This is a genomic window from Methylophaga marina (genome assembly GCF_030296755.1).
In the GTDB taxonomy this organism is placed as follows: Bacteria; Pseudomonadota; Gammaproteobacteria; order Nitrosococcales; family Methylophagaceae; genus Methylophaga; species Methylophaga marina.
The window spans coordinates 2,375,278-2,393,608 of record NZ_AP027741.1 but is presented as its reverse complement, the minus strand read 5'-3'; the positions used below and the strand labels follow the sequence as shown (position 1 = coordinate 2,393,608).

At 43.4% G+C, this 18,331-nt stretch carries 14 protein-coding genes and 1 riboswitch; of the genes, 9 read left to right on the top strand and 5 right to left on the bottom strand.

Going from position 1 to position 18,331, the window contains the following annotated elements; translation table 11 throughout:
* The first annotated feature begins 295 nt into the window (after positions 1–295).
* Both QUE24_RS12255 and QUE24_RS12250 read left to right on the top strand, forming a co-directional pair.
* Positions 296–1,471 carry an AI-2E family transporter gene (locus QUE24_RS12255; RefSeq protein WP_286304108.1) on the top strand — a complete coding sequence of 392 codons (1,176 nt, stop codon included), beginning with the start codon at positions 296–298 and terminating at the stop codon, positions 1,469–1,471.
* 200 nt (positions 1,472–1,671) lie between these two features.
* Positions 1,672–1,747: riboswitch (cyclic di-GMP riboswitch) on the top strand.
* A gap of 18 nt (positions 1,748–1,765) precedes the next feature.
* Positions 1,766–2,347 carry a VPLPA-CTERM sorting domain-containing protein gene (locus QUE24_RS12250; RefSeq protein ID WP_286304107.1) on the top strand — a complete coding sequence of 194 codons (582 nt, stop codon included), beginning with the start codon at positions 1,766–1,768 and terminating at the stop codon, positions 2,345–2,347.
* Between the two features lie 636 nt (positions 2,348–2,983).
* On the opposite strand, the gene QUE24_RS12245 is transcribed toward QUE24_RS12250, so the two are convergent.
* A complete protein-coding gene (locus QUE24_RS12245) occupies positions 2,984–3,466 on the bottom strand; it encodes an Hsp20 family protein (RefSeq protein WP_343749635.1) in 483 nt (160 codons plus the stop codon).
* Positions 3,467–3,998: 532 nt separating this feature from the next.
* Between QUE24_RS12245 and QUE24_RS12240 the strand changes: the two genes are divergently transcribed.
* Complete coding sequence (locus QUE24_RS12240) at positions 3,999–4,616, top strand: DUF1294 domain-containing protein (protein WP_286304106.1); 618 nt, start codon at positions 3,999–4,001, stop codon at positions 4,614–4,616.
* A gap of 58 nt (positions 4,617–4,674) precedes the next feature.
* Here QUE24_RS12240 and hslO read toward each other — a convergent pair whose 3' ends face one another.
* Positions 4,675–5,562 (bottom strand): Hsp33 family molecular chaperone HslO, encoded by an 888-nt coding sequence (gene hslO / locus QUE24_RS12235; protein WP_286304105.1) that lies wholly within the window; start codon positions 5,560–5,562, stop codon positions 4,675–4,677.
* A 142-nt stretch (positions 5,563–5,704) separates the two neighbouring features.
* Entirely contained in the window at positions 5,705–7,612 is a 1,908-nt protein-coding gene (htpG, locus tag QUE24_RS12230) for a molecular chaperone HtpG (RefSeq protein WP_286304104.1), read from the bottom strand.
* A gap of 187 nt (positions 7,613–7,799) precedes the next feature.
* On the opposite strand from htpG, the gene QUE24_RS12225 reads away from it, so the two are divergent.
* The 6 genes from QUE24_RS12225 (at position 7,800) to QUE24_RS12200 (ending at position 13,641) form a co-directional block, all read left to right on the top strand.
* Positions 7,800–8,555: an endonuclease/exonuclease/phosphatase family protein gene (locus QUE24_RS12225; protein ID WP_286304103.1), complete on the top strand. Its 756-nt coding sequence runs from the start codon at positions 7,800–7,802 to the stop codon at positions 8,553–8,555.
* An 18-nt stretch (positions 8,556–8,573) separates the two neighbouring features.
* The gene (locus QUE24_RS12220; protein WP_286304102.1) at positions 8,574–8,969 is read left to right on the top strand and encodes a YkvA family protein; all 396 of its coding nucleotides are present in this window, start codon (positions 8,574–8,576) and stop codon (positions 8,967–8,969) included.
* 108 nt (positions 8,970–9,077) lie between these two features.
* Complete coding sequence (locus QUE24_RS12215) at positions 9,078–9,356, top strand: YrhK family protein (RefSeq protein ID WP_286304101.1); 279 nt, start codon at positions 9,078–9,080, stop codon at positions 9,354–9,356.
* Positions 9,357–9,381: 25 nt separating this feature from the next.
* A complete protein-coding gene (gene gluQRS / locus QUE24_RS12210; protein WP_286304100.1) occupies positions 9,382–10,263 on the top strand; it encodes a tRNA glutamyl-Q(34) synthetase GluQRS in 882 nt (293 codons plus the stop codon).
* Positions 10,264–10,363: 100 nt separating this feature from the next.
* Positions 10,364–12,238, top strand: coding sequence for a methyl-accepting chemotaxis protein (locus QUE24_RS12205; protein ID WP_286304099.1), 1,875 nt, complete (start codon positions 10,364–10,366; stop codon positions 12,236–12,238).
* A gap of 98 nt (positions 12,239–12,336) precedes the next feature.
* A complete protein-coding gene (locus tag QUE24_RS12200) occupies positions 12,337–13,641 on the top strand; it encodes a YbaY family lipoprotein (protein WP_286304098.1) in 1,305 nt (434 codons plus the stop codon).
* 12 nt (positions 13,642–13,653) lie between these two features.
* On the opposite strand, the gene QUE24_RS12195 is transcribed toward QUE24_RS12200, so the two are convergent.
* Both QUE24_RS12195 and QUE24_RS12190 read right to left on the bottom strand, forming a co-directional pair.
* Positions 13,654–16,818, bottom strand: a complete 3,165-nt coding sequence (locus QUE24_RS12195) for an efflux RND transporter permease subunit (RefSeq protein WP_286304097.1) — start codon at positions 16,816–16,818, stop codon at positions 13,654–13,656.
* A gap of 46 nt (positions 16,819–16,864) precedes the next feature.
* Entirely contained in the window at positions 16,865–18,055 is a 1,191-nt protein-coding gene (locus QUE24_RS12190; protein WP_286304096.1) for an efflux RND transporter periplasmic adaptor subunit, read from the bottom strand.
* Positions 18,056–18,331: the final 276 nt, after the last annotated feature.

The window sequence follows — 18,331 nt, the reverse complement described above, 5'->3', positions numbered from 1 at the left end:
TGTTATTTAAAAAATGACAGCACTTTACAGATCATAAAATCTAAATACAAATCATTATTATTTAACAACTAATATGAAAACACTGGCATTCAGTCTCCTAATTCAATCAAGTGAGTAAGTTTGAGAGTTTCCTGAGATGAAAAGAGTGATTCTATTTTTTCCAAATACATTTAAAAATCTGGCATGCTACGTATCAACTAAAAATAGAAATATTGAACAGAAAAGAGTTATATGAAATCTAGACAAAATATCAAACACAATGACCCAATTGGTTTCGACTAGAGGCAAGGCTGAGATGTCAGACGATATACAAAATAACCACACCATGCCAGCAGATGCCAGCCCCGAGTTAGTGTCAAACAATATGCCTGCCACCAACATATTTAAGTCAAGTTCACACTGGGCAATAGTCGGTATATTTTTACTGCTATTACTGGGCAGTGTTGCTCACGCTCGTGATTTTCTCGTGCCGGTAGCGCTTGGCGTGTTACTGGCACTAGTGTTTAGTCCGGTGCGACGTTTCCTTGAGCGCAGACGGCTACCACCAGCTATCTCCGCGTTTATTATTGTCAGTGGACTGATGACATTAATAGGCTTGGGCTTAAGCACCCTCGCAGATCCTGTGCAGAGTTGGATTAAAGAAGCCCCCACCATCGGCTTTAAAATTGAACAGAAATTGCGTGGTGCCAACCAGTCAGCGAAAGAAGTCATTGATGCTGGCAAACAGATTGAGCGGATCGCCTCGCTGGAAAACGAGACAGAGCAAGTACAGAAAGTCTCACCACGCGAGCCAGGAGTGCTTGTCAAACTCGCTACTTCGGTGCCTGAAATTCTGGCGCAAATGGTATTTACCCTAGTGTTGCTGTTCTTTCTGCTGGCCTCAGGTGATATGTTTTACGAAAAGCTAGTTCACATTATGCCGACGTTTAAAGATAAGCGTAATGCGGTCAGAATTAGCTATGACATCGAACGCAAGTTATCGAATTACTTATTCACTATCACCCTTATTAATGCTGTGCTTGGTATAGCGGTTGGCGTATCAATGTGGCTGCTGGGCATGCCAAATGCCATCCTATTTGGTGTGTTAGCGTTCGCCTTGAATTTTGTACCGTATCTTGGTGCTATCGTAGGCGTTGTGATCGCGGCCCTCGTAGGTTTGCTTACCTTTGACCATACCGTTACCGCGCTGCTGCCCGCCCTAGCCTATTTGACGTTAACGATTATTGAAGGGCAACTTGCCACGCCTTATTTCGTTGGTCGGCGCTTAGAAATGAACCCCGTCGTGATTTTTCTCTCGGTCGCATTATGGGCCTGGTTATGGTCGATTGTGGGTATGTTAGTAGCAGTGCCATTATTGGTTGCTGTTCGTACCTTTTGTGAACATATCCCCAGCTTGCAGGCATTTGGTACTTTTCTCTCGGCAAGAGGTAGTGAAAACTTTCATCCAGAAAATGCCGACACAGAAACCTAAGAATCTGTTGAGTCAGTCTGCTAAAAGTTTATTGTTCACTGAAAGTCATGCAAATCTGGATCAAGCTGGTTTCCCCTCTTATTTTGATAACATTATCAGGGTGTTAATCTTTTTTCTGTCTATTGTACTAAAGTACAATAGACAAGCTTCAGTTCGTTTAAATAATCTATTCTCGAAGAGGTTCTCTTCACCCCAACCTTTATCTAACTTGCCAACCATGATGCGAATCATGCTACGGAAAGCCACGAGCCTCATGTAGGTAGTCGGGCTGCATATATGCAAGGGCAATGTAATATGAAAAAAATCTTAAAGACTGCGATCATTTTATTTTCCAGTTTTATCGCAATCGCTCACGCCGCTCCTGTGGCGATTAATTTTAATTCACTATCATTTTCTAATGTCAGTAGCTACACAACGCAAGGTGTGACTTTTTCAAAGGGAAGTGCAAATATTTCTACAGATAGAACACCAACTGGCTCCAGAGGTTTAAGTGGTACTTCTTTTTCAAGTGATGATCCCTTTAAGGCTGTTATTGCTGGTGGTGCCAAATCAGTGTCTGTTGACCTAGGTGACTATGGTAATGACCTCGACAATATCTTTTTATCCGTCTATGACATCGCCAATAATTTATTGGGAACAACATCAGTTAATTGCTGTACCAGCAGCACAATGGTCACATTGTCGCTTGCTTTTGATGACATTAGTTATGCTATTTTTGGCACGATAGGAGGCTTCTACAAGAATTCTGTATATGCTGACAATTTCACCTATACACCTAGCGTTTCTGAAGTACCAGTACCAGCTGCAGCTTGGTTATTTGCTTCTGGTTTAATGGGATTTACTGCAATGAGAAGACGTTCTAACTTAAAAAAGTAAACGTTTATCTCACATGCGGCATTGCTTAAATGTCAGTGAAAGCCAGCACTCAAGGGGCTGGCTTTTTTTGGGTACAGATTAACTCATATAATTAATAGGGTTAGAGCGGTTTATTTTGAAGAAAAATACCGACCAACATTAAGAACCAAACACTCTTGTATATTAAAAAGCCATTAGAATTAAGCTGAACTTGTCTAATCAACTGGAGGTTTAAAAGTTCGTATCTCTCGTCTATTGCCGCTAAAAATTTACTGTACTTTATGGATTAAGTGGACAAGTGTTTGAGCGAAGCGAGTTGGTGTTCACGCCATAAAATACAGTAATTTTTTAGGGATAAGACAATATCGGGTGCCCTTTTGTTTGGTTCGTTTATTTTGGTATGCACAAATTCGTCTGGAACGAATTTGGACGCCAAAGGCGCCCGAAGAAGGGTGAGTGACATGGATGTCACGAATCAAATTAAATGAACGCCTCGCGGCAGCGTGTGATTTAACAAAAGAAACTATCCGTTGGGTTTCGTTCCTCTACCCAACCTACATAACCAATCGTTTTTTCTATAAAAATCAATTCGTTATACAACTTAAAATATTCTCTTATAGTTTAAAGAAGGGTGCGCTTACGCGCACCCCGGATGAGTTAGGCTGCTTTAGAAGTGTCAGCGTTTTTATCTTCCACATCATGTTCCAAAGCTTTGTTAGCCGTTTGGCTAATCGGAATCGATTTAGGCTTCATCGCTTCAGGAATTTCTTTCACAAGGCTGATAGTCAGTAAGCCATTGGAAAGATCGGCGCCAGTCACTTCGACGTAATCAGCAAGGTTGAACTTACGTTCAAATGAACGATAAGCAATGCCTTGATGGAGGTATTTACGCTCTTCTTTAGCCGCTTTTTCACCTCGTACAGTCAGCACACCATTTTCAACCTGAATATCAAGCTCCTCTTGGGTGAAGCCGGCAACGGCTAGCGTGATGGCATAGCGGTTGTCCTCGATGAGCTCAATATTGTAGGGAGGGTATCCACTGGAAGTGGAGTCTGCAGTAAGTGCATGGTTAATCAGTGATCCCAAACGATCAAAACCAACACTACTACGATAAAGAGGGGTTAGGTCAATTGCATTCATGGTATATCCTCCGTTAGAAGCAATATAAAACAAAAACAATCAATGGTGAGGGCCCCTTCATGACAACCTCTCACGTTATTTTTAATAGGGTTTGACTCAGCAGATTTCAAGTCGTTTTATGAAATTTTTTATCTGGACAATATGAAAATGGCAATGTACTTATCAGCACAAACGAGGATATGAAAAGCTTCCATTCTCCCGTTTATTGCCGCCAAAAATTAGGTTTGGTTGATGGATTAAGTGGTCGAGTGTCTGACCGAAGGGAGTTATCGACCACGCCATCAAACAAGGCTAATTTTTGGATCAAAGGCAATATCGGGTGCCCTTTTGTTTGGTTCGTTTATTTTGGTATGCACAAATTCGTCTGGAACGAATTTGGACGCCAGACGCCCGAAGGGTGAGTGACATGGATGTCACGAATCAAAATAAATGAACGCCTCGCGGCAGCGTGTGATTTAAAATAAGAAACTATCCGTTAGGTTTCGTTACTCAACCCAACTTAGTATCGACACCCAAGAATTCAAGGAAGAAAATGCAGTTTCAAGGCAAAATCTCAAACTGGAATGATGATAAAGGCTTTGGTTTTGTTGAACCCAATGGAGGCGGAGAACGCGCCTTTGTTCATATCAAAGCTTTTAACCCCAGAACACGCCGACCAATCAATGGTGACGTTATCATCTATGATTTATTGCAAGATAAAGACAAGCGCTATCGAGCTGAAAATATTCGTTTTGCTCGTGATTCAAGACAAAAAAACAAACCACAAGCTAGCAAGAAAAACCGATCATTTGGTGGCGTTTTAATACTACTTTTTAGTATTGGACTCGTGATATCAGTTTTAACAGGAAAGTTGCCTTTAGCTATTCCACTTGTTTATCTCGTGATGAGTGTCATTACCTTTATCGCTTATGCTATTGATAAGTCAGCGGCTGAAAATGGACGCTGGCGAACGCAAGAAAACACATTGCATTTATTGGCTTTGGTTGGTGGCTGGCCCGGCGCTATTCTTGGTCAAATGCTATTACGGCATAAATCCAAAAAGAAAGCTTTTCGTATGGTCTTTTGGTTAACCGTCATCTTGAATGTTGCTGGTTTATTTTGGCTTCATACTTCATCAGGAAGCGTATTTTTACAGAGTCTAGGCGTGTAAACAAAAAAGGGAGTCAGCATCCGCTAACTCCCTCTTTTATTTCTACTAATTGTTATTGTTAATGCAAGGTATTTGGATCGCTTGCAGAAGCGATGGTGTCATTAAACAACTTGGCAACATCAACTTTGTCAAAGGTGTAATGCTGGTTGCAAAACTCACAGGCGACTTCAATTTCACCTTCGGTAGCGATAATGTCATCGGCCTCTTCCTGCCCTAACATAGCGATGGTTTCTTCAACGCGCTGACGTGAGCAGGTACAGGAAAAACGTAAATCTGTTGGCTCAAACAATCTGACTTGTTCTTCATGAAACAAACGATGTAATAAGGTTTCTGACTCCAGGGTCAGCAACTCTTCATCGGTAATGGTGCTTGCCAGTTGGCTGATACGGAACCAGTCTTCCTGGGCATCTTCTCGTTGGTTTTCTTCGCTGGGTAGTTGCTGCAAGAATAAGCCAGCCACATTATGTTCATTCGCTGATAACCAGATTTTGGTGGCTAATTGTTCTGAGTTTTCAAAATAGCTTTCCAGCGTTTCTGACAGATTGTCACCGTGTAAACTAACCACGCCCTGGTAAGGTTGTTTAGCGCCTTCTTGTTCGATGGTGATGGCTAAAGTACCGCCGCCCATCATGTCAGTCAGGCTGGCATCGTCGGCAATATCATCATCCCACTGAGCCAGACCACGTAAGGTATTTTGGCTGGTACATTCCACCATCATTAATGAGACCGGACCTTCAGAACGCACTTGTAAAACCAGTCGGCCAGTAATTTTGACTGTGGCAGCTAACAGTGCTGCCGCTCCCATCATCTCACCTAAGACATTGCGTAAGGCTTGAGGGTAGTCACGACGCTTTAGGACTTCCTGCCAACTTTCCTGCAAATTGACCCATTCACCACGAATCGCTGCATTATCAAAAATAAAACGTTGTAAACAATCTGATTTCACTGCTGTGATACCTATTTCTTTGAGTTTGGGAGTGAGCGTTTTTTAGCAAATCAGGAGATAAGAAATCACCACATTTCTTTCACCCAATAAAAAAGCCGGACAACTACTTGCCCGGCTATTCTATCGCATATGCGTGTTTTAACTAAGCAATCTCCAACAAAATTTCGTTGATACGTTTGACATAAGTGGCTGGGTCTTCCAATTGTCCACCTTCTGCCAGTAGTGCCTGATCAAACAGAATCGATGTCCAGTCGGTAAAGCGACTTTCATCTGATTCATCTTTCAGTTTTACCACCATTGGATGCTCAGGGTTCAGCTCCATAATCGGTTTAGTCCCTGCCACATCCTGGCCGGCCGCTTTTAACATACGCTCAAGATTCATACTCATATCGTAGTTATCGGCGACTAAACAGGCTGGAGAGTCTGTTAAACGATGCGTGATACGCACGTCTTTGACTTTGTCTTCCAGTGATTTTTTGACTCTTTCGACTAAGTCTTCGAAGTTTTTATCGGTTTCTTCCTGCGCTTTTTTCTCTTCTTCGTCTTCCAGTTCACCTAAGTCTAAGTCACCTTTTGCGACAGATTGCAGGTGTTTATCATCAAACTCAGTCAGAGAATTTACTAGCCATTCATCGACACGGTCAGTCAGCAATAAGACTTCGATACCTTTCTTACGGAAGACTTCCAGGTGTGGGCTGTTTTTCGCCGCAGCGTAGCTTTCTGCGGTGATGTAGTAAATCTTCTCTTGCTTGTCTTTCATCCGGCTGACGTAGTCTTCCAGAGACACGGTTTGGTCTGACGAGCCTGATTCTGTGGTAGCAAAACGGAACAGTTTCGCTAATGTTTCTTTGTTAGCAAAGTCTTCGCCTGGGCCTTCTTTTAGGACCTGACCAAATTCTTTCCAGAATTCAGCATATTGCTCAGGCTCATTTTTCGCCAGTTTACTGATTTCACTCAGCACTTTTTTTACTGATGCCGCACGAATGGTATCAATCGTTTTGCTGCTTTGCAGAATTTCACGTGATACATTCAGTGGTAAATCATTGGTATCAATCACACCACGAACGAAACGCAGATAACGTGGCATTAATTGTTCGCTGTCTTCCATGATAAAGACACGTTTTACATAAAGCTTGATACCGTGCATGCGGTCGCGATCCCACATATCAAACGGCGCTTTAGATGGAATATACAGCAGAGAGGTATATTCAATATTGCCTTCGACTTTGTTGTGACTCCACAGCATGGGGTCTTGGTAGTCGTGGGCAATTTGTTTATAGAATTCTTTGTACTGATCTTCAGTGATGTCGTTTTTTGACAGGGTCCATAAAGCGGTGGCTTTATTGATGGTTTCATCACCTTTATCAGCTTCATCAATTTCGCCATCTTCATTTGGCAATGGCTCTTTTGCCATCAGAATCGGTAGATTGATGTGATCAGAGTATTTAGTGATGATGTTACGTAGGCGCCAGCCATTTGCGAATTCTTCTTCACCTTCGCGAAGATGTAGCGTAATTTCTGTGCCACGCTGAGGCTTTTCGATGGTTTCAATGGTGAACTCACCTTCACCAGCCGATTCCCACTGCACGCCATGCTCAGCCGTCAAACCAGCACGACGTGTTTTTAGTGTCACTTTGTCAGCCACAATAAAGGCAGAGTAGAAACCGACACCAAACTGGCCGATTAATTGTGAGTCTTTGGTTTGGTCACCGGTTAAGTTATCAAAAAACTTACGTGTACCACTGCGTGCAATGGTACCGATGTTTTCGATCACTTCTTCACGTGTCATACCAATACCGTTATCACTGATCGTGACGGTATTTTTGTCTTTATCAAACTCAACACGAATCTTTAATTCCGCGTCATCTTCATAAAGTGCATCGTCTGATAACGCTTCGAAACGCAATTTATCAGCTGCATCGGCCGCGTTTGAAACTAATTCACGTAAAAAAATCTCTTTATTCGAGTACAAAGAGTGAATCATCAGATTCAATAGCTGTTTGACTTCAGTTTGAAAACCTAGCGTTTCCTTATGTGCATCAACACTCATTGAAAAAATGCCTCCGTATGGCTATTTGTTTGAACATGGGAAGCAGATGGGGACGGCGCTTTTTAAAATCAAGAGCAATCCATCAATAACTGTGACTTGGATTTTTCTTTCAGGCCAACCATAATAGAGATTCATTTTCTCAAGCCGGATAGTGCTCGGTTGACACAAGTACATTGGATTTAAATACATGTCGAAAAACCAGCTCCGCATTCTGACCTACAATCTGCATAAAGGCTTTAACACCAGCAATCGCCAATTCACGTTGCATCCCATTCGAGATGCCTTGGTGGAGACCAATGCCGATATCATGCTATTGCAGGAAATTCAGGGCGAGCACAGCAAGCATGGTTTGATTCATGACACCTGGCCGGAAGGTCTGCATTCTGAATTTTTAGCCAAAGATGTGTGGCCGCATCATGCCTATGGCAAAAATGCGATTTACGAAGTGGGTCATCATGGCAATGCCATTCTGAGTAAATTCCCACTCATCAGCTGGGAAAATATCAATGTGTCTCCTTTCACCTGGGCCAGCCGTAGCCTGTTGCATGGTGAAGTACAATTGCCCTGGTCAGACGATATTTTGCATATCATTTGTATACACCTTGGACTCACCGGCATTGAGCGACGCAAACAATTTAGTTTGTTATGTGATCGCATTCAGGCACATGTACCAGACAGTGCACCACTGATTATTGCTGGTGACTTTAATGATTGGACCGGGCAAGCTGAAAAACGTCTGGCACAGCGTTTACATCTAAAAGAAGCGTACCGCACTTTGCATAACCGTTATGCACGCACCTGGCCCTCATGGATGCCTATGTTAAAAATGGATCGCATTTATTATCGGGGCATGGAGCCAACGTTGTGCGGCAGACCACCTCATTCATCATGGAATCAGCTGTCAGATCATGCCCCGCTTATTGCTGCTTTTGATCTACCCTGACTGCTCATAGCTCTGCGAATGAACATTTTTGGGCAGCTCAAAGATTGGGCTAAGGCACTAAAAACTCAAATATCGGCTTTATATATCGCCTACCAGCGTCCTGATGTACCACTCATCAGTAAAATGATTATCAGTCTTGTCATTGCTTATGCCGTTAGCCCAATCGATCTGATTCCGGACTTTATTCCTGTATTGGGATGGTTGGATGAACTGCTGCTGTTACCCATTGGCTGCTGGCTGGCTATCCAATTTATGTCTGACGAGGTCTGGTTCGATTGCAAGCTAAAAGCGAAGGAAAACCCTATTCAGCTTCCCGAAAACCGTTGGGTCATGTGGGCAATTATCTTGTTGTGGTGTGTGCTGACGGCTTGGCTTATTTATCTTATTTGGCCCAGCTTCACAGGCAGTGTCTAAGCTCTGCTGACTTGCAGACATAAAGTAATTTTCATTTAATGTACTGCTTTGAGTTACACAGGCCGTGTGTAATGTCATCTGAAAAATCCGTCTATATCTGAGGTGAACATGTCTGAGTCAAAAAAACTCGATAGTCCATTAACATTCACAATAGGCCACGAACAACTACAGATTCGTCGACGCTATGAAGTGCTCAGTATTCTTAATGACTTTCTGATTGCTATCTGGTTTTTGATTGGTAGTATTTTATTTTTGTATCCCGTCTATGAAAAAACTGCGATATGGCTGTTTATTATTGGGAGTTTTCAATTTCTATTACGTCCGACTTTACGTTTAGCTTCACACATTCACCTGCAACGTATACCTGAGTCTGAGTGGCAAAAATAGTAGCTCGACAACCATCACGATCATCATGACTGACTACATCGGACGCTATGCCCCCTCTCCTACCGGACCATTACATTTTGGTTCATTGGTAACCGCTGTCGCAAGCTATCTTGATGCCAAAACGCAGTCTGGCAAGTGGTTATTACGCATGGAAGATCTGGATAAACCCAGAGAAATGCCAGGCGCAGCAGACGATATATTACGCACGCTCGACGGTTATGGCTTTGAATGGGATGGTGAGGTCATTTACCAAAGTGAACGCAGTGAGCTGTATCAATCCTATCTTGAAAAGCTAAAAGATAAACAATGTGTTTACCCCTGTAACTGTAGTCGTCGCGAAGTAGCAGATATTGCACACGCTGGCATAGAAGGCCCGGTTTACCCTGGCTCTTGCCGACATGGCCTATCATCAAATCGCACACAGATAGCCTGGCGGCTACGCGTGGATAGCGACAATCTGATATTTAATGACCGAGTGTATGGTGATATTCAGCATCATTTACAAACAGATTTTGGTGACTTTGTTTTAAAACGTGCTGATGGTCTTTTTGCTTATCAATTAGCCGTTGTTGTTGATGATGCAGAACAAGGTATCAATCACATTGTTCGTGGTGCCGATTTATTAAACTCTACCAGCCGTCAGGTTTATCTACAGCAACAAATAGAGGCGATATCACCGAGCTATGCTCATATTCCTCTGGTAACAAATACGCATGGTGAGAAATTGAGCAAGCAAACTGCTGCGCCAGCTATCGCCATCCATGATGCATCTGAACAACTCATCAATGCTCTTTTTTTCCTTGGCTTGGATGCGTCCGCCCTATCTTCAGCTATGCCGATAGCCCATATCTGGCAGTGGGCTTTAACGAATTGGCAACTCTGCCAAGTTAAGAAAAAAATCATCTAAAAAAACAGTGAAAAAGGCTAAGGAAATGAAGAACCTGACCGCTAAGTTGATTAGCGCTGTCAATTAATATGACCTGTTGATGTTTTTCAAGGAAAACCCCATGCTCAATCAACTCACTGTGAAAAAGAAGCTCTTCATTTTGTCAGTCCTCGTTGGCGTAACGATACTGGTGATGATTATTCTAGGTCAGGTTTTCTTATCTAAAATTATTCGTCTGGAAGAAGCATCAATTCAGACAGTGAAACTAGAAACAAATATGCTGATGCTGCGTCGGCATGAGAAAGATTTTCTTAACCGACATGATCTGAAATATCAAAATGAGTTCCATCAATCTCACCAGCTCTTCCTTACCAACCTCGATCAACTTGGACAGCGTCTCGATCGGCTGAACCAATCACATGAATCAGAAAATCGTCTCCATGATGTACTTGTTGAATATGGCGACAAATTTGATCAGATAGTGAATATTGAGCAAACCATTGGCTTAACACCGACTGATGGCCTTTATGGCAAGTTACGTAGTGCCGTGCATCAGGTTGAAGAAACCATTAACACATACGATGACGATAGTTTATTAGCGGCTATGTTAATGCTCAGAAGACATGAAAAAGACTTTATGCTTCGCTCTGATAAAAAATATGTCAGTAAATTTGAAGATGGGTTTATCGACTTCAATCGCCGTCTGGATAACAGCTACCTGAGTAATAATGTAAAAAACCAAGTCCGTAGTGAAATAGAATCGTATCGTGCTGATTTTCTGTCTTTAGTGAAAGGCTACGAAACCCGTGGCATGAATGCTGAGTCAGGCTTACTGGGTGAGTTACGCAGCACCATTCATCAAAGCGAAAGCGCACTTGATGCGCTTGAGCAACATATCAATAATGAAATACCCACTGCCGTTAAAAATGCAAAAATTACTGTGTTTGTAATTGCTTTAACACTGGCTGCTCTGATTCTATGGCTTATCAGGCTAATAAGCCAAAGTATTATTATTCCACTTCATCAGCTTTCTGAAACCATGCAAGAAGTCGAAAAAAATCGTGATTTAAGTTTACGTGTTGATGATAGCGGCAAAGATGAAATTGCTGAAATGGCACGTTCATTCAATCTGATGACCGCATCCTTTCAAAAATTAATTCAGCAAGTCATGACTTCTGCTCTCACTGTAAGTGCCGCAGCAGAAGAATTATCCGTGGTCGCTGAACAGACCAAAAAAGGTGTTATCAATCAACAAAGCAGTAGTGAACAAGTGGCTACGGCCATGAATGAAATGACGGCAACTGTTCAGGAAGTGGCTCGATACGCTGCAGAAGCGGCGAATTTATCTAAAAGCTCAGATAGTGAAACCAGCCAAGGTCAGTTGTTAGTTAAAGACACCATCAGCTCTATCAAGCAGTTAGCCGACCAAAGCTCAACCAATGCCGATGCAATTAAAAACTTACAAGCTGAAAGTGAAAACATTGGTACGGTCCTGACCGTTATACAAGGTATTGCTGAACAAACTAATTTATTAGCCTTGAATGCCGCGATTGAAGCTGCCCGCGCCGGTGAATCCGGCCGAGGTTTTGCTGTTGTTGCTGATGAAGTCAGAACCCTTGCGCAACGTAGTAAAGAGTCTACCGAAGAAATTAAAACCATTATCGAACGTCTACAAAACGAAGCAAATCAGTGTGTCGCTGCTACCTTGAAGGGTAAAGAGTATGTCGAAGCCACTGTCACCAAAGTGGGAGCGGCGGGTGAAAGCCTGACCACCATCTCTGAAAAAGTCCGCTCTATTATGGATATGAATACGCATATTGCCAGTGCAGCTGAAGAGCAAAGCGCTGTGGCTGAAGACATCAACCGCAATGTGAATCATATCGCCCAAGTAGCAGAAGAAAATGCAGAAAGCACTTCACAAACAACGGAAACCAGTCAGGGCCTTGCCGGATTAGCGGCAGACTTGCAAAAACTCATCACTCAGTTCAAAGTCTGAATCTAAGATACGTCATGGATGACGACTTGATGTTATAGCTTGGCTGTACAGGTTACATTTATGATGAATACTCAGGACTAGATTCAGGATGACATATTATGCCCTTGTACCGTTTGTTCATATTGGTGTTACTGAGTCTGACATTACTCGGATGTGATTCAGACTCTGCTCAACAAACACTCAAACAACAACAGCTAACGATAAGTGGCAAAATAAGCTATCGCGAACGTATCGCGTTACCCAAGCATTCCAAACTCATCATCAAACTCGAAAACATCACCAGCGCCCAAAAAAATGGGGAAGTGGTGGCTGAAAAAACCATCTCTCTCGGCAACCGCCAAGTGCCTATTGATTTTCAGCTACAGGTATTCAAAGACCAACTCAATGCTGATGAAAATTATGCACTTCGTGCTTCTATTCAGAATAAAGAAGGGGAATTAATCTGGACCACAGATGAGCTGAATCTGATTCCCACTGACACGCATGAAGTGTCACTGGGTGTGCTCAATTTGATCTCTTTCCAGCCACCTGAACATCAAAACAGTCATACGGTCATGTTTCAATGTGGCGAGCAGCAGATCACCACCGTTATTGAGAATGAATCCATGCAGCTCAAAATGAATGATGATTTGTATATGCTGTTTCAAGTACCCAGCGCCTCAGGAAGCAAATATCAGTCTAAAGACAAATTAGTCAGCTTCTGGAATAAAGGGCATCAGGGCATTTTGACGATTGCTGATATGAGTTGGAGTCACTGCACTGCTGTGAACCAGGATCAAGTCGAACAACTCCCATTTCGCGCTCAGGGACACGAACCAGAATGGTCTCTTTCAGCCACATACGACCAGGTCATCATGACATGGGATGGTGGACAGAAACAGAGCGTCCTCGGCGAAACTGAATTGCATATTTACCATGCTGGTTTTGAATTGAAAGCCTATTCAGACACTCGTTATATCAAAGTTGAAACGTTAGCAACGCTATGCCGTGACGATATGTCGGGACTACCCTACCCTTATCAGGTCAGTGTCCGTTTAGATAATCTCGATTTTCAGGGATGTGGAGGGCACAGCCGTGACTTATTGGTTGGGCAAGAGTGGATTGTTCAGGATATCAATCAGCAAGGCATTATTGATTTTTCACGTCTGACCATGACCTTCGATGATCAAGGCCGCTTATCAGGCTTTACCTCTTGTAATCAGTACAGCACAGCTTATGAGTTCAATGAACGGCTGGACATTGCTTCTGCCATCACTACACAGAAAGTTTGTCCGGTGGCCATCATGAATCAGGAAAAGGTATTTTTGACGACCTTAGCCGATGTTGAGTCGCTGGATATCAGCATTAATGGTGCATTAGTATTGAAAACAGCAGACGGGCGGACGATTACCGCCCGTCGCTGATAAAGCCGGGCTTTATTTCATTACCACATGATTGTGACTATGGTAACGGCGTTTACCTTCCAGTTTTCTTAACATCACATAGAAAACCGGGGTAAAGAACAAGCCGAAGAATGTGACCCCGAGCATGCCTGAGAATACAGTGACACCAATATCATTACGCATTTCGGAACCGGCACCGGTAGATAAAACCATCGGTACCACGCCCATAATGAAGGCGAATGATGTCATTAAAATTGGTCTTAAACGCATACGGCTGGCTTTGATAGCCGCTTTTACCGTTTCCATGCCATCGATTTCAAGTTCTCGGGCAAACTCAACAATCAATATGGCATTTTTACTGGCCAGCCCCGCCAACACAAAGAAACTGATCTGGGTAAAGATATTACTATCCCCATCGGTTAACCAGACACCCGTTACTGCAGCCAGAATCGATAATGGCACAATGGTGATAACGACCAATGGCAAGATTAAACTCTCATATTGTGCCGCTAAAACTAAGAACACCAGTAACAAACACAATGGGAAAATAAATAAGGCAGTATTCCCACTAATGACTTGTTGATAGGTTAAGTCAGTCCATTCAAACTCCATGCCTGAAGGTAGGGTTTTCTCCAGAATTTCGCTAATGGCATCCTGTGCTTGTCCACTGGAATAGCCAGGCGCCGCATTACCATTTAAATCTGCCGCGAGATAACCATTGTAGTGAGCGGCACTTTCCGGCCCATAACTCTCTTTCATCTCAAGTACGCTTCCTAATGGCACCATATCACCATTGCTATTACGTACTTTTAAATTCAACGCATCATCGGGCGCATTACGATAATCTGAATCAGCCTGAGCAATAACCTGATAGGTACGACCAAACTGGTTAAAGTCATTGATATAAAGCGACCCCAGATAAATCTGCATGGTGTCAAAAATATCTTTGATGTTTAAGCCGAGCTGTTTCGCTTTTGTTCTGTCCAAATCAGCATAAAGCTGTGGCACATTGATTTTATAGTTTGAGTACACACTGGTCAGTGCCGGACTCTGCCAGGCTTGACCTTGGACTTGCCCAACGACTTCAGCCAGTTTCTCATAGCCCAAATCAGCACGATCCTCAATCTGAAGTTTGAAGCCACCCGTCGTCCCTAGACCACGTACAGGTGGTGGTGGGAATATGGCGATAAAGGCCTCTTCCACCTGCGCATATTTTGCCTGCAAGCGGCCAGCAATCGCAGCAGCAGATAAATCAGGTGAATGCCGTTTATCAAATGATTCCAAGGTCACAAACACAATCCCAGCACTTGGACTATTGGTAAAACCATTTACCGAAAGCCCAGGAAACTGAACGGCGCTCTGCACGCCTGGTTCTTCCAGTGCCAGTCGTCCCATCTCCTTAATCACTTCCTGAGTACGAGCTAAAGAAGCGCCATCGGGCAGCTGGGCAAAACTGATTAAATATTGCTTATCCTGTGCAGGGACAAAGCCTTTGGGTAAACCATTTAGTCCGTAAACTGTCATTCCCAGCAGGATGATATACAAAAATGACATTAAGACTTTATGTTTAAGCAGGCCACCTACTGAGCTCGAGTAGCCATTCGACGCTTTTTTAAAGGTCTTATTAAAGATGTTAAAGAACCAGCCAAACAGAAAGTCCATAATTCGCGTCAGCTTATCTTTCGGTGCATCATGCCCTTTCAGTAACAGTGCCGACAATGCCGGGCTCAATGTTAAAGAGTTAACAGCAGAAATGACGGTTGAAATAGCGATCGTTAAGGCGAACTGCTGATAAAACTGCCCGGTTAAACCACTGACAAAAGCGATTGGCACGAACACGGCCACCAAGGTCAGGGATATCGCTACAATCGGCCCGCTGACCTCGCGCATAGCCTGATAACTGGCTTCTAACGGTGATAAGCCGTTTTCAATGTTCCGCTCCACGTTTTCCACTACCACGATGGCGTCATCCACCACGATACCAATCGCTAGAACCAGTCCGAATAAAGACAACGTATTAATGGAAAAACCAAACACATGCATTAAGGCGAATGTGCCGATAATCGATACAGGGACAGCCAACAACGGAATTAAAGATGCACGCCAGGTCTGTAAGAACACCACCACCACGATGACGACTAAAACAAGCGCTTCTAATAAGGTTTTGATAACCGCCTTAATCGAATCACGAACAAACACTGTCGGGTCATATACAACGCTGTAATCAACGCCTTCCGGGAAGTTGTTTTTTAACTTCGCCATGGTGCTACGAATATTATCAGAGATATTAATCGCGTTTGCGCCGGGTGATTGGAAAATAGGAATCGCGACAGCAGGTTGGTTATCCAGCATCGAATTCAGGCTGAATTCAGCCGCTTGCAGCTCAACTCTCGCGACATCTTTTAGACGCGTCACCTGACCATCACTACCCGCACGGATAATAATATTTTCGAACTCTTCCGGTGACTCCAGCCGGCCTTTGGCATTGATGGGCAATTGCACATCAACCGGATCCGTCATCGGCGAACCACCAATGATACCTGCAGCCACCTGAACGTTTTGTTCTCTGATGGCAGCAATCACATCCATGGCTGTCAGACCACGTTCGGCCACTTTTTCAGGGTTCAGCCAGATACGCATCGCGTAGTCACCTGAACCAAACAGACGCACCTGCCCCACACCTTCTACTTTGGCTAATTCATCTTTAACATGCAGCACGGCATAGTTACGCAGATATAACTCATCATACTGCTTATCTGGAGATGTTAAATGCACCACCATCGTCAGATCAGGTGCACTTTTCACTACTGTTACACCAAGCTGACGCGTGACTTCTGGCAACCTTGGTGTGGCCTGAGTGACACGGTTTTGCACCATCTGTTGAGCAAGGTCAGGATCGGTACCAATTTTGAACGTGACCGTCAGTGTCATACGACCATCTGAGGTAGCCTGAGAAAACATATAAATCATGTTTTCTACACCACTCAGTTGTTCTTCCAATGGACGAGCCACGGTTTCAGCGATGACTTTTGGGTTAGCACCTGGGAACTGAGCATTAACGACAACAGATGGCGGTGAGACTTCCGGGTATTCTGAAATCGGTAACTGAAACATTGACAGTAAACCGGCAATAAAAATAAGAATGGATAAAACACCCGCGAAAATGGGTCTGTCCACAAAAAACTTTGAAATATTCATTGCGTTCCTTCGTTACGCTACAAAGCGATTTAACTGACTGGCAGCATTATTCTGTCGTGGCGGCTTCATCTGTTTCAGCCACGGATTTGGGCGACACCACCATATTCGCACGGATATGAGACAAGCCATTCACCACGACTCGGTCACCCGTATTTAATCCTGATAACACCAAGCGTTTACCTTGATGATGTCCGCCTAACTGCACTTCCTTATACACAGCCTGATTTTCAGCGTTGATAACAAAAACAAATTTCTTATCTTGGTTGGTGCCGATAGCCCGATTTGGAATCAATAAAGCCTGTTGTTTCTCTGCGGCCCCAACTCTGACATTGGCATACATACCGGGTGTTAGCGCCCCATCTTTGTTATCAAAAATGGCACGTGCGCGGATGGTACCGCTGGCAATATCTAACTGGTTATCTAGAGAATGGATTTCACCGTGATAGACCACACTTTCATCTGCTGCCAATGTCATATCGACTGGCATTTTCTGCTTGGTATGATTATTTCTCATCATTTTGATATAGGTTTGCTCATCTATATCAAACTCAGCATAAAAACGATCATTGGCCACGATGGTAGTCAAAACAGGTGAACTTGGCGCCGTCTCAATAATATTACCTACCGTTAATTCAGCGCGGCTGACTCGCCCGGCAAACGGCGCACGGATATAGCAATAATTCAGGTTCAGTTTCGCTTGAGAAACAGCACTTTCCGCCTCACGTATGGCAGCCACAGAAACCTGACTCTCATTTTTTGCTGCATCAAACACACTGTCTGAGACTAATTTATCTTTAACTAATCTTTCCGCACGAGCTAACTCATCTTTCGCTAATGTCGCTCTTGATTTAGCGGATGCCAGTTGTGCCTCAGCGCTGGCTAAAGCGGCTTTATATGGACGTGGGTCAATAACAAACAGCAGTTCATTCTTCTCCACTAATTGACCATCATCAAACAATACTTTTTGAAGTTCACCACCCACCAAAGGTTTGATATCCGCTTTATCAACCGCACTGAGACGACCTGAGAAGCGTGTCCAGATACGGACTTCTTCAGGTTGAAGTGTAATGACTTCTGCCACAGGCGGTGGCGGCGTGTTGGGCGCTGCCGCTTGAGCCGGCTCTTCACCTTCATTTGCGTAAGACATATACGCTGCGCCAGCAGCAATACAAACAAAAATAAACAGAATCAGCTTTAACCAGCCACGGTTTTGATGATTTGATGATAATTCAGACATGAAAATCTCCGTGAGCCAGACAGCTCTGGCAGGTCCCTATAAAAACTATCCTTGGCAGGATAAATCGCAATAGAATACATACCGACCGGTATGCTAGTCAATATGGCTGATAAAAATAGTCAACTTTTCACTAAGTTTTATATAAAACAACCACATACCCCTTAAAAAGGTAGATGTAATATGTCTGATGACAAAAACAGGAGGGATTTATTCAGCCATTTTTCTTGTCACACAAACCAAGCGGTATTTATACTATCCAATTAAACGAACGGTTTA